The organism is Scytonema hankhaensis NUACC26 (assembly GCF_045865695.1).
Taxonomy (GTDB): Bacteria; Cyanobacteriota; Cyanobacteriia; order Cyanobacteriales; family Nostocaceae; genus Scytonema.
In genome coordinates, this window is sequence record NZ_BAACAP010000248.1 from 49,003 (window position 1) to 74,303 (window position 25,301).

At 40.2% G+C, this 25,301-nt stretch carries 27 protein-coding genes and 4 pseudogenes; 15 read left to right on the forward strand and 16 right to left on the reverse strand.

Annotated elements, in window-relative coordinates:
- Positions 1-86: 86 nt before the first annotated feature.
- The 3 genes from ACKTT2_RS45510 to ACKTT2_RS45520 all read right to left on the reverse strand — a co-directional run bounded on the left by ACKTT2_RS45510 (position 87) and on the right by ACKTT2_RS45520 (position 2,499).
- Complete coding sequence (locus ACKTT2_RS45510; protein WP_407899154.1) at positions 87-479, reverse strand: hypothetical protein; 393 nt, start codon at positions 477-479, stop codon at positions 87-89.
- Position 480: 1 nt separating this feature from the next.
- A complete protein-coding gene (locus ACKTT2_RS45515) occupies positions 481-1,506 on the reverse strand; it encodes a hypothetical protein (protein WP_407899156.1) in 1,026 nt (341 codons plus the stop codon).
- A gap of 378 nt (positions 1,507-1,884) precedes the next feature.
- Positions 1,885-2,499 (reverse strand): vitamin K epoxide reductase family protein, encoded by a 615-nt coding sequence (locus tag ACKTT2_RS45520; protein ID WP_407899159.1) that lies wholly within the window; start codon positions 2,497-2,499, stop codon positions 1,885-1,887.
- A gap of 608 nt (positions 2,500-3,107) precedes the next feature.
- Here ACKTT2_RS45520 and ACKTT2_RS45525 point away from each other — a divergent pair.
- Positions 3,108-3,290, forward strand: a complete 183-nt coding sequence (locus tag ACKTT2_RS45525; protein ID WP_407899161.1) for a hypothetical protein — start codon at positions 3,108-3,110, stop codon at positions 3,288-3,290.
- On the opposite strand, the gene ACKTT2_RS45530 is transcribed toward ACKTT2_RS45525, so the two are convergent.
- The 3 genes from ACKTT2_RS45530 to ACKTT2_RS45540 all read right to left on the reverse strand — a co-directional run bounded on the left by ACKTT2_RS45530 (position 3,252) and on the right by ACKTT2_RS45540 (position 5,484).
- Positions 3,252-4,559, reverse strand: a complete 1,308-nt coding sequence (locus tag ACKTT2_RS45530; RefSeq protein WP_407899163.1) for an NHL repeat-containing protein — start codon at positions 4,557-4,559, stop codon at positions 3,252-3,254. The genes ACKTT2_RS45525 and ACKTT2_RS45530 overlap by 39 nt on opposite strands.
- 71 nt (positions 4,560-4,630) lie before the next feature.
- Complete coding sequence (locus ACKTT2_RS45535) at positions 4,631-5,176, reverse strand: transposase (RefSeq protein ID WP_407899165.1); 546 nt, start codon at positions 5,174-5,176, stop codon at positions 4,631-4,633.
- Positions 5,176-5,484 carry a transposase gene (locus ACKTT2_RS45540; protein ID WP_407899168.1) on the reverse strand — a complete coding sequence of 103 codons (309 nt, stop codon included), beginning with the start codon at positions 5,482-5,484 and terminating at the stop codon, positions 5,176-5,178. Before ACKTT2_RS45540 ends, ACKTT2_RS45535 begins: the two co-directional genes overlap by 1 nt.
- A 56-nt stretch (positions 5,485-5,540) precedes the next feature.
- Between ACKTT2_RS45540 and ACKTT2_RS45545 the strand changes: the two genes are divergently transcribed.
- The 3 genes and pseudogenes from ACKTT2_RS45545 to ACKTT2_RS52450 all read left to right on the forward strand — a co-directional run.
- On the forward strand, positions 5,541-6,209 hold the full coding sequence (locus ACKTT2_RS45545; protein ID WP_407899170.1) for a hypothetical protein: 669 nt from the start codon (positions 5,541-5,543) through the stop codon (positions 6,207-6,209).
- 3 nt (positions 6,210-6,212) lie between these two features.
- Positions 6,213-6,749 carry a competence protein ComJ gene (comJ, locus tag ACKTT2_RS45550; protein WP_407899172.1) on the forward strand — a complete coding sequence of 179 codons (537 nt, stop codon included), beginning with the start codon at positions 6,213-6,215 and terminating at the stop codon, positions 6,747-6,749.
- 369 nt (positions 6,750-7,118) lie between these two features.
- Positions 7,119-7,388 (forward strand): annotated as a pseudogene (locus tag ACKTT2_RS52450) (transposase); the annotation flags it as partial.
- Positions 7,389-7,797: 409 nt separating this feature from the next.
- Here ACKTT2_RS52450 and ACKTT2_RS45560 read toward each other — a convergent pair.
- Together ACKTT2_RS45560 and ACKTT2_RS45565 are read right to left on the reverse strand one after the other, a co-directional pair.
- Positions 7,798-8,226, reverse strand: coding sequence for a pentapeptide repeat-containing protein (locus ACKTT2_RS45560; protein ID WP_407899174.1), 429 nt, complete (start codon positions 8,224-8,226; stop codon positions 7,798-7,800).
- A gap of 355 nt (positions 8,227-8,581) precedes the next feature.
- Positions 8,582-10,645, reverse strand: a complete 2,064-nt coding sequence (locus tag ACKTT2_RS45565; RefSeq protein WP_407899176.1) for an NHL repeat-containing protein — start codon at positions 10,643-10,645, stop codon at positions 8,582-8,584.
- Between the two features lie 430 nt (positions 10,646-11,075).
- On the opposite strand from ACKTT2_RS45565, the gene ACKTT2_RS45570 reads away from it, so the two are divergent.
- From ACKTT2_RS45570 to ACKTT2_RS45600, 7 genes are all read left to right on the forward strand, one after another.
- On the forward strand, positions 11,076-11,333 hold the full coding sequence (locus ACKTT2_RS45570; protein ID WP_407899178.1) for a CTB family bacteriocin: 258 nt from the start codon (positions 11,076-11,078) through the stop codon (positions 11,331-11,333).
- 124 nt (positions 11,334-11,457) lie between these two features.
- Positions 11,458-12,906 carry a beta-barrel domain-containing protein gene (locus ACKTT2_RS45575; protein WP_407899180.1) on the forward strand — a complete coding sequence of 483 codons (1,449 nt, stop codon included), beginning with the start codon at positions 11,458-11,460 and terminating at the stop codon, positions 12,904-12,906.
- A gap of 104 nt (positions 12,907-13,010) precedes the next feature.
- A complete protein-coding gene (locus ACKTT2_RS45580) occupies positions 13,011-15,173 on the forward strand; it encodes a peptidase domain-containing ABC transporter (protein WP_407899182.1) in 2,163 nt (720 codons plus the stop codon).
- 13 nt (positions 15,174-15,186) lie between these two features.
- Positions 15,187-15,504, forward strand: a complete 318-nt coding sequence (locus ACKTT2_RS45585; RefSeq protein ID WP_407899184.1) for a hypothetical protein — start codon at positions 15,187-15,189, stop codon at positions 15,502-15,504.
- Positions 15,505-15,664: 160 nt separating this feature from the next.
- Positions 15,665-16,627 carry a hypothetical protein gene (locus ACKTT2_RS45590; protein WP_407899186.1) on the forward strand — a complete coding sequence of 321 codons (963 nt, stop codon included), beginning with the start codon at positions 15,665-15,667 and terminating at the stop codon, positions 16,625-16,627.
- Between the two features lie 20 nt (positions 16,628-16,647).
- Complete coding sequence (locus ACKTT2_RS45595; RefSeq protein WP_407899188.1) at positions 16,648-18,402, forward strand: WD40 repeat domain-containing protein; 1,755 nt, start codon at positions 16,648-16,650, stop codon at positions 18,400-18,402.
- 38 nt (positions 18,403-18,440) lie between these two features.
- Positions 18,441-20,537, forward strand: a complete 2,097-nt coding sequence (locus ACKTT2_RS45600) for an AAA family ATPase (protein ID WP_407899190.1) — start codon at positions 18,441-18,443, stop codon at positions 20,535-20,537.
- Positions 20,538-20,556: 19 nt separating this feature from the next.
- Here the strand turns inward: ACKTT2_RS45600 and ACKTT2_RS45605 are convergent, their stop codons facing one another.
- From ACKTT2_RS45605 to ACKTT2_RS45620, 4 genes are all read right to left on the reverse strand, one after another.
- Positions 20,557-20,958, reverse strand: a complete 402-nt coding sequence (locus ACKTT2_RS45605) for a hypothetical protein (RefSeq protein WP_407899192.1) — start codon at positions 20,956-20,958, stop codon at positions 20,557-20,559.
- A gap of 36 nt (positions 20,959-20,994) precedes the next feature.
- Positions 20,995-21,528, reverse strand: a complete 534-nt coding sequence (locus ACKTT2_RS45610; RefSeq protein WP_407899194.1) for a 6-aminohexanoate hydrolase — start codon at positions 21,526-21,528, stop codon at positions 20,995-20,997.
- Positions 21,529-21,592: 64 nt separating this feature from the next.
- Positions 21,593-21,766: a ribbon-helix-helix domain-containing protein gene (locus ACKTT2_RS45615; protein WP_407899196.1), complete on the reverse strand. Its 174-nt coding sequence runs from the start codon at positions 21,764-21,766 to the stop codon at positions 21,593-21,595.
- Between the two features lie 60 nt (positions 21,767-21,826).
- On the reverse strand, positions 21,827-22,063 hold the full coding sequence (locus ACKTT2_RS45620) for a hypothetical protein (RefSeq protein ID WP_407899198.1): 237 nt from the start codon (positions 22,061-22,063) through the stop codon (positions 21,827-21,829).
- Between the two features lie 159 nt (positions 22,064-22,222).
- Between ACKTT2_RS45620 and ACKTT2_RS45625 the strand changes: the two genes are divergently transcribed.
- Positions 22,223-22,639, forward strand: a complete 417-nt coding sequence (locus tag ACKTT2_RS45625; protein ID WP_407899200.1) for a DoxX family protein — start codon at positions 22,223-22,225, stop codon at positions 22,637-22,639.
- 47 nt (positions 22,640-22,686) lie between these two features.
- Here the strand turns inward: ACKTT2_RS45625 and ACKTT2_RS52455 are convergent.
- A pseudogene (locus ACKTT2_RS52455) lies at positions 22,687-22,773 on the reverse strand (Alr2735 family protein); the annotation flags it as partial.
- 201 nt (positions 22,774-22,974) lie between these two features.
- Between ACKTT2_RS52455 and ACKTT2_RS45630 the strand changes: the two are divergent.
- From ACKTT2_RS45630 to comJ (ACKTT2_RS45640), 3 genes and pseudogenes are all read left to right on the forward strand, one after another.
- On the forward strand, positions 22,975-23,514 hold the full coding sequence (locus tag ACKTT2_RS45630; RefSeq protein ID WP_407899202.1) for a hypothetical protein: 540 nt from the start codon (positions 22,975-22,977) through the stop codon (positions 23,512-23,514).
- A 119-nt stretch (positions 23,515-23,633) separates the two neighbouring features.
- Complete coding sequence (locus ACKTT2_RS45635) at positions 23,634-23,807, forward strand: hypothetical protein (RefSeq protein WP_407899206.1); 174 nt, start codon at positions 23,634-23,636, stop codon at positions 23,805-23,807.
- 172 nt (positions 23,808-23,979) lie between these two features.
- A pseudogene (gene comJ, locus ACKTT2_RS45640) lies at positions 23,980-24,330 on the forward strand (competence protein ComJ); the annotation flags it as partial.
- Between the two features lie 66 nt (positions 24,331-24,396).
- On the opposite strand, the pseudogene ACKTT2_RS45645 reads toward comJ (ACKTT2_RS45640), so the two are convergent.
- From ACKTT2_RS45645 to ACKTT2_RS45655, 3 genes and pseudogenes are all read right to left on the reverse strand, one after another.
- Positions 24,397-24,486, reverse strand: a pseudogene (locus tag ACKTT2_RS45645) (FHA domain-containing protein); the annotation flags it as partial.
- Entirely contained in the window at positions 24,477-24,827 is a 351-nt protein-coding gene (locus ACKTT2_RS45650) for a hypothetical protein (protein WP_407899208.1), read from the reverse strand. The pseudogene ACKTT2_RS45645 and the gene ACKTT2_RS45650, both read right to left, overlap by 10 nt.
- Before the next feature lie 25 nt (positions 24,828-24,852).
- Entirely contained in the window at positions 24,853-25,128 is a 276-nt protein-coding gene (locus ACKTT2_RS45655; protein WP_407899210.1) for a hypothetical protein, read from the reverse strand.
- Between the last annotated feature and the right edge of the window lie 173 nt (positions 25,129-25,301).

A 25,301-nucleotide genomic window follows, 5' to 3' on the forward strand; every position in this document is an offset into this window, starting at 1 on the left:
TGCGCGAACTTAAAAACTTGAAAAACTTCCGACCACTTCCTCAATGAACCATTCACAATCCCAACTTCTAGGAAGTTGAGATAAACCTAGACGAACAACAACCAATTTGCAAGATTGTGTTGTTGATAGAATTGCTCTTGAGAGCGATCGCTCAATAAAGTACAACCGAGCTGAGAACGAAAAATTGCCTTGCGTTTGATAAACCCCAAGAATGAAGCTGTTACAGATTGCTCTTGATAGTCAATTTTGCTACTGATATATTTCAGAAGTGACAAATTGTCAACCAATAAATCTTCGTTTTTAACCGGTGTTGAATCTCGCTTGGAAACAAAGACACCCGAACAAAGTATTTTAGCTTTGTAACCTATTGCTACAAGGGCAATTTGCCATAGTAGATAGAAACCGACTCCTATCAAAATAATAATTGCAACACCTAGTCCCCATAGCACGGTTTCAATTAATGGAGACATTGATAACATATCATTTGCCTTTCTTTGTTGTTGACCTTTGACGTTTGGGTTTTGCTGTGGAATAACTTACAGAAGTCTTTTCTTGTGATATTATACCTAAATGCTTTAAGTCAAATTGTTGTTGAGCTTCTAGTTCTGTTAGCAAATTTGATGCTTTTTCCAAGATTTGCTTATCTCGCCTAACCTGAATAATATATTTCTTTTCTATAACATCAAGTAAAACAAAGAGAGAGATAGTTCTCCAACATATCTGAGGCTTACCAATCATCTGAAAATTAGTTACAACTTTTCCTTCTTCTGGTACGTGAAGCCCTAAACCTGCAGCCTGAACCAGTTGTTGAATATCGGTCATTGCCAAACTCTTAAGAGGGGGAAGATGATTTTCAATAGAGACTAACTCTCCTAAATCGGGTAAATCGACTAATCCCAATGGTAAAGCTTCAAACTGAAAAGTCAGGTTTTCTACAAAAGGATCGGCGATCGCATAAATCTGTTTTACTTGAGGTGGTAGAGAGACATTTCCCTGTTTGTAAAATTCCTGCCCTTGTGGTGTAATCTTAATCTCACCTGTTTGTGAAAATTTTAAACTCTTAAATCTTACTAAATTTTCAGCAGTATTTTGCACGAATATGATATCTAAGCCCAAGACACTTGCCAATTCTTGTGATGTAGGCGGAGGTGTAAACTCAATACTTGCGCGGAGAATAAATTCCTCCAAAACATTAAATTTACGAGGTTCGCTAATCATCACCTCCACCAGCGTTTGTGCTAATTTGTAGCAAAACTGACGTGCTACTATAACCGATAAATTAGAGTTTTGTTTTTCAATTTGCTGTACTAATGAATTTAGAGATGGATCGATTGATTTAAAATTTTCTACCCCATCCTGCACCAAATCGGTGCTACTAGTATCCATCTGAGTGGATTCGATTTCGTCAGTAGTGACCATGGAAGCATCAACTTTAGCTTCTTCAGGGATAGACTCGCGAAGAGCGGGATTAGTATTTTCAGATTTGTTTCGTTTGCGAGGGGGCATATAAGACCAACTTTAATTGGAAGTGCAGATGTAGACAACATAAAAACACTTATAGCGTTTCTTAGTCTACTGAGGTACAAATTTATCTGCGTCCATCAGCGTCCATCTGCGGTTAATTCTTTCTTAGCTGACATCTTGTACCTTCTTTGTGGGAGGTCTGGTAAGCAACCCACCCTACCAAATAATAAGCTTTTTGAGCTTTGATTTTTGCTTGGGATGCGATAGTGCAAGATATGTGAATTGCTACATACCTGAGTACAGTAGATAAGTAAGGTGGGCAATGCCCACCAAAAGACTTGGTAATAGGCATTGTCCACCCACTGGGGAAATTTTTACAAATGATTTAGGACTGCTATATGTGGTTTATTAATCAGAAAATTACTGTGTATTGCCCTGTACTTCCGCCTTCTTACTATCCCGACGACTTAGCAGAACACGAGTAGCTGCAAGTACCTCTGGTGCTGCAAGTACCAAGGAAGCGATCGAACAAACAGTTGCAACTTGACAATACTCACAAAATGCTTTGTTTTCTGCCCACTCTTCTCGCGCTAACTCAGCAGAAACAACGGTATCTAAAAGGATCTTAACGCCCATAGCAATTGGTAACAGTGGATTTTTGCGTGCGCGATCTAGACCTCCTGCTGCAGCTAACCATCCTGTAATGGCGTAATTCAGCACCATAATTGGACCGTCAGGTGAATTGAATCGGCTATAGGCGTAGTTAGATGCGTCTACTTTGTCTGCATTAAATACTGGTATTGGCGGATCGGGTAAATGTTTGACTATACCTGTTTGGTAAAGTGAAACAATTTGCCCCATCGAACCCCCAATTGTAGATAAACCAATAATCCATCTGCGGCGGGTCATATAGGGATTATTCCCTTCACGTAGTTCTTGACTCAGCTGTTTTGGTTCCATGAAGCCTCTTTCTTGATAAGTTATAAGCGATCGCGGTACATGACTTCGATACAGACCGTGTGCCTCTATCTTCAAGATTGGGTTTCATCCATACCACTAACATTAGACGTATTTTATAAGAGTAAATTTACGACAAATGAAGAATTGTCATAAAATCAATTTTGGATTAGTGACTATAATTCCTTTACAATTGAAAATTAAAAATTTTTAAGGTTAGACATTGCTATTACAGATTTTTACAAACTTAATATAGCAATTCTATTTAATTTGTGAAATATACGTAGGGTGGGCATTGCCCACCACTAAGTCTTTTAGTGGACAATGCTACATGACTTAAAATTGTTTATAGCAATTTCCACTTTCGCGAGGTATGGAATATTGAATTAACCGCAGCCTGTAGCAGATACACGCTGATATGTTTGTACTTCAGTAGACTAGGAACTGCTATATCAATGATTTAGGATTACTGTATTTTGTACGAATAAGTAAAAAAAATCAATTTTCTTCTACCAAAAGTTAGAAATTGTATAAGTAATGAGCTTTACCTCCAACTGAATTTTGCATAATTACTTCTTCAAAAGAAATGTCAAATAATCAAAAATATTTTGGTAGATGAAAGTTAAATATCAAAGTTACCTTCAATGTATGGTAACTAGTTCATAGCATAAAGAAGGATAAACAACATGGATGAAGTTAATCTTGGTCCCTTCAATACCTTGCTTGATATAGAAGGCGTAAATGGACCAGAGGATATTTTTGGCAATGTTAATGGTTCTTTTGATGGTGACAATCCCTTTACAATGGGCAGTTCTTCTAACATCCAAGACCTACCTTACAATGGGAATCCCTTTGCCGGAGGTGCGTAAATTTTTCCACACATCGCCTCGACTATCTACCCACCAACCACCAATGTAAACATCGTCTTTACTAGTATCGTATTCACCTGGGTCGAAGGCTCCATTACCGTTCGCATCGCGCCAAATCCACTCACCAGATTTAGGTTGGTTTGGAGGCCAATTCCCTTGAGTGAAAAAAGGCTTGTTAGGATCTGCTGGAGTGCCTACAAACATCCCACTTGGGATCGCCGTCCAACCTTCAGAGTTTTGTGCAAAACGATATATTTGCATCCAACTGTTGTACATACCTGTTAAGTACATCAAGGGTCTGCCTTGAACTCTTCGGAAGAAAACTGCAGTTGCTGTGGTGTTGAGTCTGGGATCTTGCGGGTATTTAATAGCGTTAACCGTGTAGTCAGCATAAGTCCACTGCTGACCGTTAGGTTTGTCATAGTCCATCACATAATGTTCTTCTTTTGTGAACACGTCGCGACCATCAGAAGCGGGATCGGTATCTGCAGTATCCAGAAAGCACAACCCTAACAATCTCCATTGCAAAGTACCATTAGGAGAAAATTTTCTTAGGTCAGCACCAGCGTTGTTGAAACCATCGTTGGCAACATAAATGTTACCTTGTGCATCAGTGCCTACTCCAGTAATACCGTAAAGTTTTAAATCTCCGATCTGACCGGGAGTTCCTGCATACACGCCTCGTTCGATGCCAAATGTTCCAACTTGAGAGGGAGAACCCGTAATGTTGTAAATCAGTATTTGTTGGCGCGGTCCGTTGTCTGCAACTAATAATCTACCTTGGTTGTCGAGTGCGATCGCACTTGGTTCCACAACATTAGTAATTTTTTCCGATAACTGCTGTCCTTGGGGAGAATACCGCAAAATCGCAGCAGAGGAAGAATTCTCTTTTTGTTGGACAATCCAAAGATTCTTCTGTCGGTCTATAGCTATGTGTCCGGGGCGCGAAAAAGAGAAACTCCGGAGTTGGTTCATGGAGTTAGCATCATAGACAATAATTCTATTACTAGCCTTGTCGCTAACATACACCTCATTATCAGTCGCAGCTAATCCAGTCACCGGACTACTCGTATTCACGATCGCCATACTCTTATCCCAACCACGCCCACCAGAAAAAGGTGCTTGCTGACCTGATAAGTTATAACGTCGGATACAGTACCAAATCGTTCCTTTTGGTGGATAATCCTCACCCGGTTTGCCCGAACCCGCACCTTGTGACATTCCCACGTACAAGTAGCGCGAATTAGCTGTTACCGCTTTGCCACCCAAACGCTCCCAACCATGTAAATCGGCAGCAAAACCAGCAACATCTCCATTTTTATATAGAACCCATTTGACATCTAAGAAGAGGCTGCAAGCCTCTTAATCATTAGCCTGATGAAGCAGAGGTTGAGTTTGGCCGTAGCACCAGCCAGGGTTCGTTCAAAGTTCTTAACCAGAATTTTACAACGCTCCATCCAAGCATTTGACCGCTCAATCACCCACCTCGCGGCAACCGGAATAAATCCAGACTTCCCTTGCGCTTGCTTTTCTTGTTTCGATGGTTTTGCTGAGAGTTCAAACTTGATTTTCGTCATGATCTGTGGATAAATTTTCTCTAAGGCCTGTGTCAGGTGTTCCGGGTGATAACCGTGGTCAAGGAGGATTGTAATCTTGGGAATATCAATGGGTTTAGACTGGAAATAATCAATGTTTTGCGTCAACATCTCAAGCAAACCTGCATCATCAGATATGTTTGCTTTAGTGCAGTGCGTAAAGAAGGGAAACCCCAGGATATCAACAGCTAGATGCCTCTTAATCCCATTTGTCGATTTGTAGAAACAATAACCTTTTGATTCAACATTCGCATTACAGGTATTTTTTACCGCTTGCGAGTCGATAATCATCAACGTCGTCCATTTTGCTTTTTTTTTACTTGCTCACGCACTTGAGAATGTAACAGAATCATCAGTCTGTCGATTGCTCCTTCAGTCCGCCACTGTTTGTAATACCAATAGACGGTGGAATAAGGGGGGAGGTCTTTGGGTAAGTCTTGCCAATTGCACCCATTTTTCAGTTGATAGAAGATGCCATCCAATATCTCTCTTTTTGTCCAGTTGGGCGGTCTGGTCTGTTTCTTAGTCGGCAATATCTCAGGCAGTAGAGGTTCAAGAATTTCCCACTCTTCATCTGTTAGGCTGCTGGAGTATGGCATGGTTGCTGGATAAGACTTTTGCCGTAACTTTACTTCAACACTGTAAAAGATGTCAAATGGGTTCTATAGCTAATCCGATTAGAATAAGATTTTTTGATGAAGGCGTAGAAGATGGCGATTTGATTAAGGTTGAATTGAACGGAAAAGTTATACAAGCAGCTTTATTACTTAGTAACGAGGGTACAGACGTGAATGTAACTCTTGAACCAGGTTTTAATCTCCTCAAGATAACTGCATTAAATGAAGGTTCGATACAGCCTAACACAGCAGCATTATCTATTGACCCCAGTCAAATACTTACAGGAGGTAATGTTTTTCAAGGTTCTTCTAGTGCAGGTGGCAGTACATTTTTTTCTTTAGGTTTCCCTCAGATAACTATTTCTTCAAGCCAGTATCCTGAATCGGCTGCACATGCGTTAGATGCACAAGCAAAGGGGTTTCCAAGAATTGTGACAATTGATAGACCCAATAATGAGAAGCGTCGTAGAGCATCTCTCCGTAGATATAGGCAATCAGGAGGTACACCAGCTAGACCTGGTCAAGACCTAGATGAGTACCCACCAGCAGTTTTCCTTGAAAATGGAGGAGCGGCAAGTGTAAGACCAGTTACGCTTGGTGATAATAGAGGAACAGGAACTAGAATTGGTAACCAAATTAATAATTATGGTTCCACAAATATTAAGCTGAATGATGGATATAAAGTAGAGCTAGTAGTTATTCCATAATCTATGATGATTGTCTCTTTTGAGTTGGGGGTTGCGTTCTGTCAAATTGTAGTTTACGATCCAGGGAGTGATGGAATAATTCATGATTGGACCGAGCAACAAGGTAGACAGGGCTTTTCATGGCGTCCTAGTAGTGTAGCCTTCGGTATGATTGGGCAGGCTCCTGAACTATCAACAGAAGTATGGCTAGCTAATGAAATAAACCTTAGAGCAGATACTGTTCGTGCTATTCTAGTTCCGTTTGATGTAGGAAAATCAGGGACAGTTAGGGTTTCAGACGTTGCAGACTTGGGTAAAGAAGTTACAATGGTTCAAGGAAAGTACGCACTTGTCTTTGAAACAGGATTTATAAATGAAGAAGAATACAAAAACTATCCTGACTATGACGAACAAGATGCTCAATGGGGACTATTGCCCATGTGGTGTCGTTTAACCTTTATTCCATCTGAATCAGTGCAGCCAGAAATCTTGCGTCAGGATGCGGAACTATCATCCTCGTATCCTCTTTTAATGGAAGCAGAACCTGCTCATAGTCCTTAATTGTTAAATTTGAATTTCTCTCGTAAGTAGCGATCTCTCATCACTATAGCCAGAGAATAATTGACCGCAGGAAAAAGTTCTCAGGTAGAGTAAAATTGGGAACTGTAACAGGCGATAGGTCAGCCGTCGCTACGCCAAAGTTAACTCAAAGACAGGTGAGTAAGTCGGCTTAAGAATAAGTAAAACTTTTGAAGAAGGCAGAGGGTAGAAGGCACAATTGGATGGGGATTCAAACCGAATAGCACTAAGAAAACCCTAAAACCGTGCGACATGGAGACTTTGAGACGCGGTGACGCGGAGAGTTGTTATGAATTCTCCGTGTCCCTGTGTCAGAGCGTATTTTGCGTCCTCTTGTTTCTCAGCATCTAGTTTATATCCACTTGTCTGTGGAGGAAAAATAATGTTTATTTGTTAGCAGGAGATGAAGTTATTGTGACAAAAGCTGGTCAAAAAACATATGGGTTAGATAATTTTTTTTCCATTTTAGTAAATCAACCGAGAGCGGGGCTATCTTTCTTTACATTGTCATTGGTAAGTGTCAACGAAAGACATTCATTCCCGATTCAGGTAGAACAAGTGATAAAGAGTAATGTAGATAACAAAGCTCCCGCGTCAAACCCAGAAGTAAAACTTCAAGAAATAACCTTTCATTGTTTATGGTTAACTTAACAAGATTGTCTGCTAGCTCAATTTCGCTCCTGTAATCCCGGCTCTGGAATTGTTGACCTCAAGGCTTTCTACCGTGGTTTTCAATATGTCCGGGAAATGTTAAAAATGCTGCCTGTAAAACCAGAGCCTATAATATTCGCCCAGATTTCTGCCAAGCTTACCTCCCTAGGTCGTATTCATCCGCTTTCTACAGAAATCAAACCCTCCTAAATTGGCAAAGGTATTGTAATTTATAATGAAAAACCTAGCATAGCGTGTTATTAGTTACAATGAGCTTGCAAGCACATTTAAGCACTAGAGCCTTGTAAGTTTTCTTACAATAGCCCTTCACTTTGAAAATATTCTCTAATTGGGATACATTGCACAAGAAGTTGCCGTACTATTTATAAACACTTCCATCAGGCATAATAGCCCCCTTGAGATTGGCTCCATTTAGCTTGGTCTTTTTCAAATCAGCACCACGCAAGTTTGCTCCTCTCAAGTCAGCCCCCATTAGGTTAGCTTCACTAAGATCGGCATCAACTAGTTTAGTACCACGTAAGTTTGCATTACTCAAGTTTGCTTTACTCAAATCCCCATAAGTGAGGTCTGCATAAGCTAAGTTTGCTCCTCTTAGATTACAGCCAGGACATTCATAAGTTGCTATAACTTGTTTAATATGCGTAGGGTTAGCTGGATTATCACAAAGTTTACTTAGATTTATAATTGTACCATTTTGCATTTGCATATAACAAATTGGTACAGCAAAATCTATGTTTTTTTCATTGAAACTTGGTTTGGCAAACACAGGTTTATTGAAAGATAACATTAAATATAGTAAAAAAAATATAATAACGAGCGAGCGCATACGTTTTTTTAGTATAAATTCAGAGCATTTACTAACTATAGCTTAAGTAAAGAATGATTGCTATTAGATTTACAATAACTTTAAATAAAAATAACTCACGAAACATACTTTCTTGATAAGTTATGGGTTACCAATCTTATTAGCTATGTTTTACATATGACAGTTTAAACAAATAATGTAGCAATCATTTTGGCTATGGGGCATAGCACCTGCATAGCGATCGCAGTACATTACTTTGATACAGAGCGCTTGCCTTTAGTGGTGGTTTCTAAATGACTTGTAAAAAGCTTGGGCTAAAGCCCAAGCTTTTCAACTGCTATGGTCTCCAACGGAAAAATAAAACCTTACCGTGGTGGTCTTCTTCAAGAAAAACGATATATTCTCCATTAGAACGACGATAAGCTCTGACACCATAGGGAACATCTACCCAACCTGCTTCTGGTTCAACATTGAGATCTGGTGTCATGATATCTGCTTGCGAACCATTTGATGTTCTATAAACATAAACTTGCCTTGTTTTTACCGTTGCTACAAATACATAGTCACCTGCTACACTGATTGCGGCTGGGTAAATAGTCTGTTTCTCTTCAGGGCGTCTATCTACAGGTAACTTAGTTCTCCACGCTGGGTTTCTGTTTCCTTTACTCCAATTATCAAAACGGACTAATTCAGACCCAACGACTTTGGCATCATCATCCGGTGCTGGGTTTTCTTTAGTAAACCCTGTCAAATACATTGTGTCTGTCTCTGGAAAATATTCTATTCTACGCAAATCTGTGAACAAGTTTGGTGTGGCTATTTTCTTCATTGATGCATAAGTATAGATAGGATTGCCACTCCCATCAAAACCCTGGAGAGGATAATGTCGGATACCATTAGCAGTGCGTAAATTTTTCCACACATCGCCTCGACTATCTACCCACCAACCACCAATGTAAACATCGTCTTTACTAGTATCGTATTCACCTGGGTCGAAGGCTCCATTACCGTTCGCATCGCGCCAAATCCACTCACCAGATTTAGGTTGGTTTGGAGGCCAATTCCCTTGAGTGAAAAAAGGCTTGTTAGGATCTGCTGGAGTGCCTACAAACATCCCACTTGGGATCGCCGTCCAACCTTCAGAGTTTTGTGCAAAACGATATATTTGCATCCAACTGTTGTACATACCTGTTAAGTACATCAAGGGTCTGCCTTGAACTCTTCGGAAGAAAACTGCAGTTGCTGTAGTATTGAGTCTGGGATCTTGCGGGTATTTAATAGCGTTAACTGTGTAGTCAGCATAAGTCCACTGCTGACCGTTAGGTTTGTCATAGTCCATCACATAGTGTTCTTCTTTTGTGAACACGTCACGACCATCAGAAGCGGGATCGGCATCTGCAGTATCCAGAAAGCACAACCCTAACAATCTCCATTGCATTGCACCATTAGGAGAAAATTTTCTCAGGTCAGCACCAGCGTTGTTAAAACCATCGTTGGCAACATAAATGTTACCTTGTGCATCAGTGCCTACTCCAGTAATACCGTAAAGTTTTAAATCTCCGATCTGACCGGGAGTTCCTGCATACACGCCTCGTTCGATGCCAAATGTTCCAACTTGAGAGGGAGAACCCGTAATGTTGTAAATCAGTATTTGTTGGCGCGGTCCGTTGTCTGCAACTAATAATCTACCTTGGTTGTCGAGTACGATCGCACTTGGTTCCACAACATTAGTAATTTTTTCCGATAACTGCTGTCCTTGGGGAGAATACCGCAAAATCGCAGCAGAGGAAGAATTTTCTTTTTGTTGGACAATCCAAAGATTCTTCTGTCGGTCTATGGCTATGTGTCCCGGACGAGAAAAAGAGAAACTCCGGAGTTGGTTCATGGAGTTAGCATCATAGACAATAATTCTATTACCAGCCTTGTCGCTAACATACACCTCATTATCAGTCGCAGCTAATCCAGTCACCGGACTACTCGTATTCACGATCGCCATACTCTTATCCCAACCACGCCCACCAGAAAAAGGTGCTTGCTGACCTGATAAGTTATAACGTCGGATACAGTACCAAATCGTTCCTTTTGGTGGATAATCCTCACCCGGTTTGCCCAAACCCGCACCTTGTGACATTCCCACGTACAAGTAGCGCGAATTAGCTGTTACCGCTTTGCCACCCAAACGCTCCCAACCATGTAAATCAGCAGCAAAATCAGCAACATCTCCATTTTTATATATACCCGCCTCTTTTGCTGCTTCGTCCCAGATACTATTCGTGTAAACAGTTCCATCAGGTGCAACATACATTGCCTCTATATTGATTTGCACCCACTTACGATTTCCACTAAAAGTGTTGCCAATCCAAGATGTCGAATATCCCATTTTTCTAGATTCTTGAGCCATGTGCGTTCATATTCTATCCACGCTAATTTCCGAGGAACGCTGAATGATAAGATTTTCTTAATATTGTAGATTAAAAACTTAGAATTATCAATTAAAAGGTATCATCAAGCTACAAAGTTAGTCGGTAGGCTATGTTTAATTTATTTATCAATTCTTCGTGTTAAAACTGAGATTTTGATATTCGTGAGATGTCTGTGTTTTCGCCATAATCGAGCTTTTTTTTAAACAGCCCTCCCCCCTTCGTTTACCTCTATCTTCGACTTGAACAAAAATTGGGCATAGATTGAGCAGTCATTGACATGGTAATCGAGCAAAACAACAGGACAAACTACAAACAGTTGGGAAGCAACAAGCAACAAACACCAATAGCAACGTTGACTGACCAGCACTGAAAACTAAACACAAAATACATTCAATTGAGGTTACAACCATGTCTAATTCTATGATGCAATCCAATTTCTTAGTAGATTTGTCCGTTGAACAAGAAGAAACAATCGCTGGTGGTCTCAGTATTGGCTCTATTGACGGTATTGACTTAGACAGTTTAACAAAAACTAAGTTCTCCGAGAAAAAATTAGCAACTGTTTCTACTGTAAAATCTGGTAGAGATGGTGGTGAAGTTACACGTATTGTTGGAGCTAGCGATACCAATAGCTTTGCGTCTGAGTTGTTCAACATCAATGTCTAATTTTGTTGATTGACGCCATCAACTCAATTAATTGGCGTGGGATGGGCGTCCTCGCCCGTCCTGTATTACAGCAATTTTCAAGTTAATAGACCACAAGAAAATATTATTCTCCACCTTAATAACAATGCTAGAAACTCCTACACCAGAACAATTACCAACAATTCAAGGAAACGAGTTTCTCCCCCAGATTAGTCCTTGGGCGATCGTTGCAGGTATATCTGTAATAACCATCCTGGGTAGCGCTGTTGCACTTTCTACCATCCTCAAATACAGTGTTGCTGTTAAAGTACTAGCAACTATACGTCCTGCAGGAGACTTGCGGTTGGTACAAGCGGCGGTAGAAGGAACAATTACAAAAATTTTAGTCAGTGAAAATCAACAGGTGAAAAAGGGAGAAGCCATTGCATACATTGATAACTCCCGGTTACAAACTCAAAAAAGCCAAATACAAAGTAGCATTCAGCAAAGCGAACTACAAATTCAGCAAATTGACGCCCAACTGAAAAGCCTAGAGTCACAAATAGCTGCAAAAACAAACTTAATCGATCGCAATATCGCTGCATCTAAAGCCGAGTTAGCAGGAGTACAACGAAATTATCAAGACCAACAAGTCAAAGCCCAAGCAGATAAAAATCAAGCAGAAACTAACTTACAACTTGCAAGGGTACAACTTGAAAGATTACAGACAGAGCAAGTCTTATCTGTCACCGTTCAAGAAGCCGAAGCGGCTTTACAATTAGCCAAAACTCAATTTGATAGACTACAATCTGTGTCTTCATCAGGCGCAATTTCTCGTACTCTATTAGAAGAGAAAGAACAAGCAGTCAAAGCAGCTCGAGCTAAACTGGAACAGGCAAAAATTTCTGCTAAAAATCTCTTAGAAGAAAAACAACAGGCATTGAAAGTTGCTCAACTCAATTTACAACGCGCAGAAACAGCACTCAACCCCAGCGATGCTAGTGTTACTGTAGCAATGGAAAACATCAGCCAAGCATCTGCTAAAGGAAAAGCAACCCTCGCCAGTTTAAATAAAGAAAGACAGACATTACTACAACAAAGATTAGAACAGCAAAAACAACGCGATCGCACCCAAAAACAACTGCAACAAATTAACAGCGACATTTACGGAACGATTCTTCGCGCTCCGATCGCAGGAACTATATTACAACTCAACTTGCGGAACCCGCAACAGGTTGTGCGTCCTGGTGAAGCAATTGCTAGCATCGCCCCTCAAAACGCCGCTCTAGTTATAAAAACCCAAGTTTCATCAAACGATATTGACAAAGTTAAACCAGGACAAGACGTGCAAATACAAGTTTCCGCCTGTCCCTACCCTGACTATGGCACGCTCAAGGGTACAGTCAAAACTGTAGCACCCGATGCTCTTATCCAACCAGGAATTAACACAGCAGCTTACGAAGTCAGTATCCAACCCCAGCAGATGTATGTTGGCGAGCTCAAAAACCAATGTCAACTACTACCAGGTATGGAAGGAAAAGCAGATATCATCTCGCGACAAGAAACCGTTTTGAAATTTGTCCTTCGCAAAATGCGGTTAATTTCTAATATTTAAAACCGCAGATCCACGCAGATAAACGTAGATTTTTTGAGACAATTATCCATCCGCGTCCGTCAGCGTTCATCAGCGGTTCAAAAATAAAAATAATATGACTCCCTATGCTTGTCTTAACTAAACAAAAATATCAGTGCGTGTCACAACTGAGTGAAGAAGATTGCGGAGCAGCCTGTCTTGCTTCTATTTGCAAATATTATGGACGTATATTAAGTATCACTCGAAGTCGGGAAGTCGTTGGAACCGGACAGCTAGGTACGACTTTACTAGGTTTAAAACGCGGATTTGAGACTCTTGGTTTCAAAACACGTTCTGTTAAAGCTTCACCAGAGATCTTAGACAACATCAAAGAAATACCATTACCAGGAGTTATCCATTGGAAAGGTTATCACTGGGTCGTTTTATACGGAAAAAGCGGTAACAAGTACATCATAGCCGATCCAGCATTAGGTATTCGTTATCTAAAACGAGCAGATCTCACAGCAGCTTGGAATGGCATCATGTTACTGTTGGAACCAGATCCAGAGTCTTTTCTTCAACAAACACAAACACAAGTCTTAAGTGGGTTTGGGCGTTTTGTCAGACGAATCTTACCCTATCGCAACTTAATTTTTGCAGTTTTATCAATCAATATTGTTTTAGGGCTTTTCTCTCTAGCAAGTCCATTTCTCATCCAAATTCTTACTGATGAAGTATTGGTTAGACAAGATACTCAACTTCTAACAGTTGTTATTGCTGCTGTCATAGTCATGAATCTTTTTAACAGCACACTACAATTATTGCAGTCAACTTTAATGGCTCATTTCAGCCAACGCCTGCAATTAGGATTTGTGCTTGAATTTGGGCGTAAAATTCTCAATCTCCCCCTAAGTTTTTATGAAACTAGACGAAGTGGGGAAATTATCAGTCGGTTACGCGATATTAATGAAATTAACCAGTTACTGTCTCAAATTGTTGCGTTACTTCCCAGTCAATTTTTCGTAGCTGTCATTTCTTTTACATTTATGCTTTTCTCTAGTTGGAAACTCACCATAGCAGTGACTTTCATTGGTATATTAATGGCTGTTTCTACTTTACCATTTATTCCATCTTTACAACAAGCAACTCGCAATTTATTAGTGTTAGCTTCAGAAAACCAAGGGGTTTTAGTTGAGACTTTTAAAGGAGCATTAGTCATTAAAGCAACCAATGCAGCACCCCAATTTTGGGAAGAATTTCAAACTCGTTTTGGACGTTTAGCAAACCTAACGTTTAGTACCATACAAATCACTATTGTTAATAGTATTTTTTCGCAACTAGTTAGTAATATTGGTAGTATCTCCTTACTTGGATTTGGTAGCTTACTCGTTATTAGCAAGGAATTAAGTATTGGACAACTATTGGCTTTTAACAGTATGCAAGGAAATGTCCTCGCCTTGATGAGTTCTTTAATTAGTTTAGTTGATGAATACTACCGCACTCAAACTGCAGTCAGTCGGTTAAACGAAGTCATTGATGCAACTAGTGAAGCCACAGGGAATACACAAAAACCATATGTAAAGCTTCCAGAAAGTACAGATATTGTTTGCCAACGCCTTCTTTTTCACCATGCAGGAAGACTAGATTTGATGAAAGATTTTTCTGTGACTCTTCCCGGTGGATATGCGATCGCTTTAATTGGTAAGTCGGGTTGTGGTAAAAGTACTCTAGCCAAACTCATCGCCGGATTATATCAACCGCAATCAGGAAATATTCGTGTAGGTTACTTTAACTTAGAAGACTTATCCTTAGAATGCGTGCGACAGCAAATCGTCTACATTCCTCAAGAACCCCATTTCTGGAGTCGGAGTATCATTGAAAATTTCCGACTTGGAACGCCCTACATTTCCTTTGAACAGATAGTCCAAGCTTGTCAGATTGCTGATGCCGATGATTTTATCAGTCAATTGCCAAACAAATACCAAACAGTCTTAGGAGAATTTGGTGCAAACCTCTCCGGTGGACAAAGACAAAGATTAGCGATCGCTAGAGGAATTGTAACAGATCCTCCCATTTTGATCTTAGACGAATCCACTGCAGGACTAGATCCAGTCAGCGAAGCCAATGTTTTAGATCGATTACTGACTCATCGCAAAGGCAAAACAACCATTCTTATAACCCACCGCCCTAGCGTTATCGAACGCGCCGACTGGGTAACCCTTTTAGATAAAGGAAAAGTCCAGATTCAAGGCTTCTTAAAAGAATTGCGTTCTTCTCCAGGCGAACATTTAAAGTTTCTATCTCATTAGTGACAAATGACAAATGACAACTAACAAAATCATGAACAACATTGAAAGAACTCATAAACTAGACTTGTTAACAAACCTATTAAGCCAAGAAGAACAGAAAATTAATGGGGGTATCAATCCAGCTAATTTTGAAACTTTTTTCTTTCAACAAACAGAGATTACTTCTTTTGCAGAAGATAGTACCAACATTTCTAATAACGGTAATCTTAATATCTCTTCTAACTCCAGAACTGGTTATAGTTTCCGCCAAATTACTTTAGGATTCACATCTTTATTTTCCAGAAATTCCCGTTTCAACCCCATCTCTCTCATCTTCCGTCTCTTTCGATAAAGAATTCTTCTAAATATAGCAATTCCTAATGTCGTAAGGTCTAGTAAGAAAAAATTAACCGCAGATGAACGCGGATGGACGCGGATAAATTTGTACCTCAATAGACTTTACCATGTCTCTAGTCCCCAATCGCCAATCCCCAATTCCCAATCCCTATTTTATGAAACAATCATTCACTCCCGCACAAACATTCAGCCTCTTAAGTATTGGAAAACGTGGAGTAGGAAAAACTGTTTTTTTAGCAGGAAGCTACTCTGAATTACACTCCAATACTCCCAAGCATAATCCTCATACTTTCTGGTTTGAATGTCAAGATAGTGAAGTTCAAGAAAATCTTGAGAAAATTAATAGCCATATTGCACGAACTCATTTTTATCCACCTGCAACAATCAAAATCACTAACTTTAATTTCAATTTAAAACGTCATACACTTTGGGGGATAAAAACTTTATGTCAATTTCGATGGTGGGACATTCCTGGAGAAATATGCGATCTTTGCAATCCAGATTTTCAAGAAATGGTATTAGCTTCCCACGGATGTTGCGTGTTTATTAACGCCCATGCATTAATTAGCGAACCGGACTATGTTAACACGTTAGAAGAAATGTTTCATCAAATTGTTGCGATCGCTTCTCTAATTGCCCAACACCGTCTCAAATACGCCTTTGCTCTGATTCTCACAAAATGCGATCTTCTCGAACCAGGTACAGTCACCCAATTAAAAATTGAACAAAGTCTTCAACCTCTTATTTCTCGTCTAGATACAGTACAAGCAAATTATCAAAAATTTTATTCAGCAATCCCTATTATCTCTATGGAAGGACTATCCGCATTGAGAGCTAGAGGTGCTGCTGAACCTCTACTTTGGTTACTCGCACAATTAAACAAACACCATCATTTCTTAACACAACAAAATCTAGCAAGTGGAGTAGCTCAAAATTTATTTGTCAATCAATTACTTCTAGCACAAATACAGAGATATATTGTAAGCTCGTCTCTAATTAGCATCAGTTTTTTAGCAGGGATTGTATTTCTATTGTTTACTTTTGGTATCATCTCTATTACCCCAGAAAGATTACCTGCAAAACAACAGATCCAAATTTTACTCCAAGACAAAAGATAATTTTATTCCTTATTTTTTCCATGTCTTTGCTTCTTGGTCAACTGATTTACAGTAGTTTTACTGGCATTGGGTTTACAACTCTCGCCAGTGTAGAAGTTCCTGTAGAAATCCAGCAAATTTTTTTAAAACAGATAGTTTATCAGTATTGGGATGCATACAATCCGCCTGACATAGGATATCAAGCTATTTACATACAACAAATTTCTTCAGACCAAATTTTATTTGGTTGGCTTTATAATGATGGTTTTGATGAATTTGGTCGTGCTTGCGTTCCATATTTTGTTTGTTATCATCTGAAAGTAAGTCTTAACTTATTCATACTTAATAATATTTTGACCTGCTTGCAAACGGGTCCCGTTGCTTTTTTTCCTCGAACAAACCTTCCAGATTATTTAGAAAGTATATTGGTTACAAGTTTTAGCAATTATCAATCTAATCGATCGGGAGTCAAGATTTCTCAAAAAATGTGTGAAGAAATTAGTACTGTACTCATACAAAATCAATTAATTCATTTATTTGTCTCTAACGAACAAAATACGAGAGATACAGCAAATTTTAACTTAGTGAAGTACGGAAATACCCCTCCTGCACGCTCGCGCACTCTCACCTTACCAAGGAGAAAATTGGGGAGGGGTGAACTCCATTTAAATCTACCTCTTGTTACTCAATCTCTAATTCCTAATCTCTTGCAACATAACATCATAGGAAAAGGAAGTCAGCAAGCTATTTTGTCGTTTCCTAAGCTTTTGATATTCAGTTATGTGACAATATTTTCTTTATTATTTATTATTTTAATGTATGTTTTTTATAACTTATCTCTATTGTCTCCTATTAATATATTTCCACAAAATCCATATGTGACTTCTCAAAAACAAAAGTCTGGAATAGTATCTGATAAGATTTCTAATTCGGTCTTGACTGAACATACGGATTCTGTATGGTCAATTATTTTAAGCAATGAAAATCAAAATTTAGTAAGTGGAAGTGCAGATAAAACAATAAAGATTTGGAATTTAAAGACTGGAAAAGTTCAGCATACCTTAACTGGACATAATGATGTGATTCGGTCTTTGGTATTTTCTAGCGATCGCCAGAACCTTATTAGTGCAGATAGCCAAGGAAAAGTTCGTATTTGGAATTGGCAAACAAAGCAATTAATAAAAATATTAAATATTTGTTCTGTCCCTTTGTGGTCTATTGTTATGAGTTCAGATAATAGGACACTGATAAGTGGAGATGAAAATGGCAATCTCATTTTTTCTGATATCCATACTGGTAAAATACTACAAGTTATTAAAGGACACTCAGGACGTATTTTCTCCATAGCTATTAGTCCTGATGGCAAAAAATTAGTGACTGGTGGAATAGATAAAAAAATAAAGATTTGGGAACTCCCAACAGGTAAACTTTTGCAAACCCTCAACGGTCATTCTGATGCAGTTCGATCTGTAACGTTTAGTCCAAACGGTCAACAGATTGCTAGTGGTAGTTGGGATAACACAATCAAAATATGGAATTTACAAACAGGGGGCTTATTACGGAATTTACAAGGACATACAGCTCGAGTTACTAGTATAACTTTTAGTACTGATGGTAAAAAGATTATCAGTGGAAGTATTGATAATACTATCAAAGTATGGAACTTAGAATCAGGTCAATTGCTGTATAGTTTTACCAGTCATTCTAACTGGATTTTAGGAGTTACTGTCAGTTCGGATAAAATATTTAGTGCTAGTAAGGATACAACTATCCGAATTTGGACTCTGCCACCCTGAAGTTATAAATTGTATAGATCTTGATGGGGAATAGACTTATGTCATCTTCTCTAGGTGCGCGTTTAAGTGCAGAACGAAATCACAGATTTGTAGGACGAGTACAGGAACTGGAATTGTTTCGCAATGCTATTACCTCAAGTGTATTGCCTTTTAATATTTTGTATATTTATGGTCCTGGCGGTATTGGGAAAACAAGTTTACTCCGACAATTGACTCGTATAGCAGAACAAAGAAATATACAATTTATATACATAGAAGGACGGAATTTAGAGCCTGCACCAGCATCGTTTCTGAGTGTCCTACGTTCGTTATTGAATTTACAAGATACAGATTCTCCACTTCAGATACTAGGGGAGAGCAGCGATCGCACGATCGTTTTTCTGGACACTTATGAAAACATCTCCGCATTAGATGAGTGGTTGAGGGAAGAATTTTTACCTCAACTGTCCTCAGAAACGTTAGTTGTCTTTAGCGGACGTAATTCTCCTTCTGAAGCTTGGTGCAGCGATCCGGGTTGGCAAGCGTTAATTCGTACTTTGCCTCTCCGCAATCTCAGCCCCGAAGAAAGCTTATCATACTTGACCAAACGGGATATTCCCATCGCACAACATTCTTCAATTCTTGATTTCACTCACGGCTATCCCCTAGCATTATCATTAATTGCAGACGTTTTTATTCAAGAAAAAGAAATTTTTTTATACCCAGAAACCGTACCAGACATTATCAAGGCGCTGTTAGAAAGATTTATTACAGAAGTCCCAACACCGAGTCATCGTCTAGCATTACAAGCTTGTGCAGTGGTCAGACTTATGACTGAAGCATTGCTGTCACATATGTTGGATTTGTCAGACACTCATGAAGTTTTTGAGTGGTTGCGAGAACTTTCGTTTATTGAAGCGGGACAGATGGGCGTGTTTCCCCACGATTTAGCCCGTGAAGTTTTAATTGCCGATTTACGTTGGCGAAATCCAGAACTTTATGCAGAATTACACCATCGCTCGCGTGCTTACTATGTCAAGCGCTTGGAACAAACTCAAGACCAAGAAAAGCACCGCATCTTGTTTGATTATATGTTCTTACATCGGGATAATCCTGCCATTCGTCCTCGTTTTACTTGGCAAGAACAAAGTAGTTTATTAACCGATTCACTGACAGAAAGTGACAAAGATGCAATATATCAGATGGTGGCACAGTATGAAGGAGAAGAATCAGCGAAAATAGCCGCCCATTGGATAAAACGTCAACCGCAAAATGTTGTGTTGTTTCGAGATTCAGAATCTACACCTGCAGGGTTTGCAATCTTAGTGGCATTACATGAAGCCTCATCGGAAGACTTAAATGCAGATCCAGGTGCTGCTACATCCTGGCGATATCTTCAAACCCATGCACCATTACGTCCAAGTGAAGGTGCAACTATCTTCCGTTTCTGGATGGCGCGAGACACATATCAATCTGTTTCTCCTACTCAAAGCTTAATTTTTATTAATTTTGTCCAGTTTTTTCAGAAAACACCAGGATTAGCATATACCTTTCTCCCATGCGCTGAACCCGATGCATGGACCCCCATGTTAACTTACTTCGACTTAACGCGAATTCCAGAAGCTGATTTTGAAGTTGGGGGAAGGCGCTATGGGGTATACGGTCATGATTGGCGGGTAGTGACTGCTTTATTGTGGAGAGAACTGTTAGCAAAGAGAGAAATTGCTGCTTCTACTTCTACTTCTACAGAATGTTCTGTGACTGCACCTGTTTGTCATTCTTTGTTGGTTCTCAGTCAACCTGATTTTGTAGAAGCTGTACAGGATGCTTTACGTAACTTAACACGCCCCGATGCATTACAGAAAAACCCTTTGTTACGTTCCCGATTGGTAGAAGATAGTCTTACTCATAAAGGAAGCAATACCGAACGAATTACTGCTTTAATAACTTTGGTGAAACAAGCAGCAGAATCGCTACAATCTTTTCCCCGCGATGAAAAGTTATATCGTGTTTTGTACCGTACTTATGTGAGTCCTGCTCCGACTCAGGAACAAGCAGCCGAACAACTAGATTTACCTTTTAGTACCTATCGCCGCCATCTTAAAGCAGGAATAACACGGGTAGCAGATCTCCTCTGGCAAAGAGAGATTAACTGATGAAAGTACTCAGGCTAATTTACTGAGGAGGACTGCTACCGCCATTGCGATCCCGCAAATACTCCCAAATCCGCCTAATTTCAGTTCGGAATTCTTGGCGGTCAATTGCAGCTTGTTGCCTATCTTGAGCTGCTTCGGCTGCTAGACGCTCGGCTTGTTCGCGAAAAGTTTGGCGGTCAACTTTAGCTTGCTCTCGGTCGTTGTACGCTTCTTCTGCAAAATTCCCAATGACCGTTACAAGATGGCTGATGCTATCCTGTAATTCTTGCTTGAATTCTGCCTGTTGGGAAGTTAACTGAGCGATCGCTGTTGTGTTTATCTGTTGTTGCTCGGCAACTCGATCTAGGCGGGTTACCGTTTGCTCCAAAATCCGCTCAATCCTGTCCAGTCTACTGCTAGGTGTTTGTGATGTGTTGGTCATTTATTTTTGTCTTTACGAAACTTCGCTACTTTTTGACTACACGGACGGATTGTTGCCACTATCCCGCTTAACCAAATAATCTAATAGTCTGTCAATTCGCGACAAAGTAGCTTCAGTTGTTTGCTTAAACTCCTGAAATTGAGATTTTTGTTCTTCATAGTTCCGGTCAAGCCGCCTTACAACTGCTTCTAAACTTTCAATTCTGCCGTCAACTCGAGCGGCCACAGTACCTAATTTAGTGAAAAGTCTCTGCGATTCGGATACAAAAGCATCAACTCGGTTTGATAATCGATCGAGTTGCATCTGAGTGCGATCTTGTTTCTCGCCTAGTCGGTCGATCTGTATTTGAGTTTGAGCTTGCTTCTCGCCTAGTCGGTCGATCTGTATTTGAGTGCGATCTTGCTTCTCGCCTAGTCGGTCGATCTGTATTTGAGTGCGATCTTGAGCATCTGTTAGCCTGTCAATCCCTCTATTAGCAGATTCGGCATAAGTTGCTGCTGATGCTAGTAGTTGTTTTACTGTGTCTAGGTCATTTTCAACACGGTTTAGTCGGTCATTTATTTGCGTCATTTTTCAATTTCATTAAAATAGTGGTATAATTGTATACTATTATGCACGCTATAGGCACAAGATTTTATTGTTCGGTTTTGCTTGCGATCGCAATACCCCTAGCTTTTAGAGCTTCTTCGCACAATGAAACGACCATTTGGCTAACTGTTTTCGTTTCTCGTTCAGCTAACGCGGATAGTGTTTCAAAGGTGGCGAGAGGAAAAGTTACATTCGATCGCTTTCCCTTGTATTTGGGCATAGATTCTCCCTGTAGGCACGTAATAGTATCAGTTTATCTAATTTCTTTTTCATATTCTTATCAGAATAAAATGACCGAAATTAAAGCATGAAGTGGTCGCAGTCTAAAATATGAGGTAGAAGCATATTTGAGAGGGTTGAATACGATTGCTTGCAGACTATTTCCTAAAATATCTGCTGCTGCATTTACACGTTTTAGGTAGTCCTTTAATAAACCACTGCCTATTCTTTTCCCTTGAAAATCTTTGCTTGCTGCTAGACGAGCTAAAAGGGCTATGGGTATAGGATATTTTGGCAATTCCTTAATAGTACGAGGTGGAGCATCTTTATGAGTAACATATGCTACAGTTAAAGTATCGTACTTTATTAATAAAATGTTGATTGAAATGCTAACTCTAGATAGAAGTACTCAGCAGGAGTAATCTCTACCATTTGACCAGTGTTTCTGATTTTTCTTATGTATTCTGCATCTTCTTATCGACGCAAAGAAATTCTCCGTGGTGTTTTAGCAGTGTCTACTATCATTGTTGGTATTACTCATTTTATCAAGCCAGACCAATACGCCCGAATTGTACCGCCAGTATTTCCGCCCTTGGCATCCGTTTACATTAGTGGTTTTTTTGAGATTCTTGGCGGTATTGGCTTAATGATTCCGTCGGTGAGTGTAGCAGCAGCGTGGGGACTCATTGCTCTATTTATAGGCGTGTTTCCTGCTAACATCTACATGACTTTGCACAACATTAAGGTGGAAGGAATACCCCATAGTCAGTTGCTTTATTTGGTAAGATTACCATTTCAGGCAGTGCTGATTGCTTGGGCATACTGGTATACTCAAAATCCACAAACACAACTAGGAGCATCGGAAAGTCGATGAAGCACCTGCATTTTTTACAGACACTCTGAGAGAGTGGCTGTTTCGATTTAAGCTAGCTCGGAGTGTGAGAACTGCTTGAAAGCTATAGCTACTTTGAGATACCGCTTATCCTCTGTTTTCCACCCGTAGTGTTTGAGTAATTTTCGTTACTTAGTTTTGGAATAGAAAATACTAAGTCAATAAAAATGTTAAAAGTGTCGAAACATACATCAATTTCTAAAGAAACGCCAAAAGTATAAAAAAATATATCAGTTAATTGTCAAAACGATCGAGTTTATTATTTTTCTAGGAACCGGTTCCAGATTTAAGAAACGGAAAAATGGAGAAAAGACGAAATGGACGAAAATCTGGAACAGTTTGTTTCTGATGAAAGCGATGTCTTTGCTGATGGTGATTTCATTAGCACTGGTACTGGTGATGATTTTGGCGGCACTGGTGCTGGTGATGACTTCGGTGGCACTGGTAGTGATGGTGACTTCAGTGGCACTGGTGACTTCGGTGGCGCTGGTGGCTTTGGTGGCTTCGGTGGTGCTGGTGACTTCGGTGGCTTTGGCGGCGCTGGTGGCTTCGGCGGTGCTGGTGGCTTCGGCGGTGCTAGTGGCTTTGGTGGCGCTGGTGGCTTCGGTGGTGCTGGTGGCTTCGGTGGTGGAGAAAATCCCTTTGCTAGTGGTGGCTTCGGTGGCTTCGGCGGCGCTGGTGGCTTTGGCGGCGCTGGTGGCTTCGGTGGTGCTGGTGGCTTCGGTGGTGGAGAAAATCCCTTTGCTAGTGGTGGCTTTGGTGGCGCTGGTGGCTTCGGTGGTGGAGAAAATCCCTTTGCTAGTGGTGGCTTCAGTGGCTTCGGTGGCGCTGGTGGCTTCGGTGGCGGAGCAGGTTAAGAAACTTCAAAATAAAAAGTTTCTAAATATCTCTTGTGGAACGATCGCCTTGCCTGAAACACGTTTGAAGGGCAGGCGAGGACGCTCCGCAGTTGCTATCTCAAGCGCGGAGACGCTATGTGCAAGGCACACGCTCTCGTCTCTGGCGCGACACGCTCGCTATGTGCAAAGCACATAGCGAGCGTGTCGCGATGCTGAAAGCTATGCCCGTAAGGGTTATACGCGAACAACGGGAGTTCCCCCCGCAACGCACTGCTTTCCACCCTACATTTCGGGAGAATCAATATTTGTAGGTTAAGGGGAACTGGGTTTGGGAAAAAGGAGAAGAAAAAACCCTTAACCCAATCCCAATAACCTTTTCCCTAAACCAAATTTGTGTAAAAATGCTATCACCCATTCGGGTGAACTGAGAGTAAGCCATGTTACAAAGCATTCGTGGATACTTCGTACCAACCTCGGTTAATGATGATTGTCTCTTTTGACTTAGGGGTTCCATTCTGTCAAATTGTAGTTTACGATCCAGGGAATGATGTAATAATTCACGATTGGACTGAGCAACAAGGCAGACAGGGATTTTCATGGCGTCCTAGTAGTGTAGCTTTCGGTATGATTGGGCAAGCTCCTGAACTATCAACAGAAATATGGCTAGCTAATGAAATAAACCTTAGAGCAGATACCGTTCGTGCTATTCTAGTTCCGTTTGATGTAGGAGAATCAAGGACAGTTAGGATTTCAGACGTTGCGGACTTGGGTAAAGAAGTTCCGATAGTCCAAGGCAAGTACGAACTTGTCTTTGAAACAGGATTTATAAATGAAGAAGAATACAAAAACTATAATTCCACCAGCATAGTCATCCAAGTTGTCCGATCGAGACTGCTCAATGTAAATCGCTCTCACCTGTGGATCAAATACAATCTCGTCCTCATTTCTCAAGTCATAGGCTGGGATTTTTCGCCCGTTAATCATGAGACCCTTAACTTGTGATAAATGATTCCCAATGCATTTACAAGTGTCAGCATCAAGTTTATGGGGTTATTATTCTGACGTTGTAAATACTCATCAATAAGTACAGCTACAGCTAGTAAGTCTGTAAAGATTGGCTGCTGAATGCCATGACGCGAAGCAAAGTCTCTAGTGTAAGTGAAGTGATATTCTACAAGTTCTACAATATCTAGTTCGGGATGCGATCGCCTAAACAGTTTTTGCTTTTCATAATCAGTGACCTGCAATTTCACTGAAGTCGTAGTCAAAATCGCATCATCAGCAAAGCAACTCACAATATCTACACCTGCAAACCCCGTTCTAGTTTTCATAACCGAAGCACAAAGACAGTCATCTTCAGCAAGCGTAAATGTAAGTACTGACTTCACTCATGTGCGAGAGTGTTAGCTTTCCGAGTAAGCGGAACTTCAATGCTCGTATTTTGGCATCGATTTCACGAAGTTTCGCTAATTCATCTACAGGTAAGTTTGTAAAATTAGTTGAAAAGTAATTTCCTTTGACACCCGCATACAATAAGGGAATAGGGTTATCGGTAGCTGAGTAGCAATTTCCAGCAAGTCTTGCGGCTTCAATTACAGATGCAAGACTTGGAATGGGCTTTTTTGCGTTCATAGTTAGTTCCAAAGATTGAGTTTTCAGAATTCTTCTTTATTCCTGCTGACTGTGCTTATAATTCCCAAAAATCTCAATTTTGCACACAAATAGAACATGAGTAACTCTGTAGACCACACTTAGCTTTTACAATTGGAAAATTATGAACAAATATAAATGCAGTAGTTTTTAGG

Coding starts and splice junctions, on each gene's coding strand:
- comJ (WP_407899172.1), top strand. CDS start 6,213: ATGATGATTGTCTCTTTTGAGTTGGGGGTTGCGTTCTGTCAAATTGTA.
- ACKTT2_RS45580 (WP_407899182.1), top strand. CDS start 13,011: ATGCTTGTCTTAACTAAACAAAAATATCAGTGCGTGTCACAACTGAGT.
- ACKTT2_RS45600 (WP_407899190.1), top strand. CDS start 18,441: ATGTCATCTTCTCTAGGTGCGCGTTTAAGTGCAGAACGAAATCACAGA.
- ACKTT2_RS45510 (WP_407899154.1), bottom strand. CDS start 479: ATGTTATCAATGTCTCCATTAATTGAAACCGTGCTATGGGGACTAGGT.
- ACKTT2_RS45590 (WP_407899186.1), top strand. CDS start 15,665: ATGAAACAATCATTCACTCCCGCACAAACATTCAGCCTCTTAAGTATT.
- ACKTT2_RS45585 (WP_407899184.1), top strand. CDS start 15,187: ATGACAACTAACAAAATCATGAACAACATTGAAAGAACTCATAAACTA.
- ACKTT2_RS45650 (WP_407899208.1), bottom strand. CDS start 24,827: ATGAAAACTAGAACGGGGTTTGCAGGTGTAGATATTGTGAGTTGCTTT.
- ACKTT2_RS45575 (WP_407899180.1), top strand. CDS start 11,458: ATGCTAGAAACTCCTACACCAGAACAATTACCAACAATTCAAGGAAAC.
- ACKTT2_RS45605 (WP_407899192.1), bottom strand. CDS start 20,958: ATGACCAACACATCACAAACACCTAGCAGTAGACTGGACAGGATTGAG.
- ACKTT2_RS45560 (WP_407899174.1), bottom strand. CDS start 8,226: ATGTTATCTTTCAATAAACCTGTGTTTGCCAAACCAAGTTTCAATGAA.
- ACKTT2_RS45655 (WP_407899210.1), bottom strand. CDS start 25,128: ATGAACGCAAAAAAGCCCATTCCAAGTCTTGCATCTGTAATTGAAGCC.
- ACKTT2_RS45615 (WP_407899196.1), bottom strand. CDS start 21,766: ATGCCCAAATACAAGGGAAAGCGATCGAATGTAACTTTTCCTCTCGCC.
- ACKTT2_RS45570 (WP_407899178.1), top strand. CDS start 11,076: ATGTCTAATTCTATGATGCAATCCAATTTCTTAGTAGATTTGTCCGTT.
- ACKTT2_RS45595 (WP_407899188.1), top strand. CDS start 16,648: ATGTCTTTGCTTCTTGGTCAACTGATTTACAGTAGTTTTACTGGCATT.
- ACKTT2_RS45545 (WP_407899170.1), top strand. CDS start 5,541: ATGGGTTCTATAGCTAATCCGATTAGAATAAGATTTTTTGATGAAGGC.
- ACKTT2_RS45625 (WP_407899200.1), top strand. CDS start 22,223: ATGTATTCTGCATCTTCTTATCGACGCAAAGAAATTCTCCGTGGTGTT.
- ACKTT2_RS45535 (WP_407899165.1), bottom strand. CDS start 5,176: ATGATTATCGACTCGCAAGCGGTAAAAAATACCTGTAATGCGAATGTT.
- ACKTT2_RS45540 (WP_407899168.1), bottom strand. CDS start 5,484: ATGCCATACTCCAGCAGCCTAACAGATGAAGAGTGGGAAATTCTTGAA.
- ACKTT2_RS45565 (WP_407899176.1), bottom strand. CDS start 10,645: ATGGCTCAAGAATCTAGAAAAATGGGATATTCGACATCTTGGATTGGC.
- ACKTT2_RS45630 (WP_407899202.1), top strand. CDS start 22,975: ATGGACGAAAATCTGGAACAGTTTGTTTCTGATGAAAGCGATGTCTTT.
- ACKTT2_RS45515 (WP_407899156.1), bottom strand. CDS start 1,506: ATGCCCCCTCGCAAACGAAACAAATCTGAAAATACTAATCCCGCTCTT.
- ACKTT2_RS45525 (WP_407899161.1), top strand. CDS start 3,108: ATGGATGAAGTTAATCTTGGTCCCTTCAATACCTTGCTTGATATAGAA.
- ACKTT2_RS45610 (WP_407899194.1), bottom strand. CDS start 21,528: ATGACGCAAATAAATGACCGACTAAACCGTGTTGAAAATGACCTAGAC.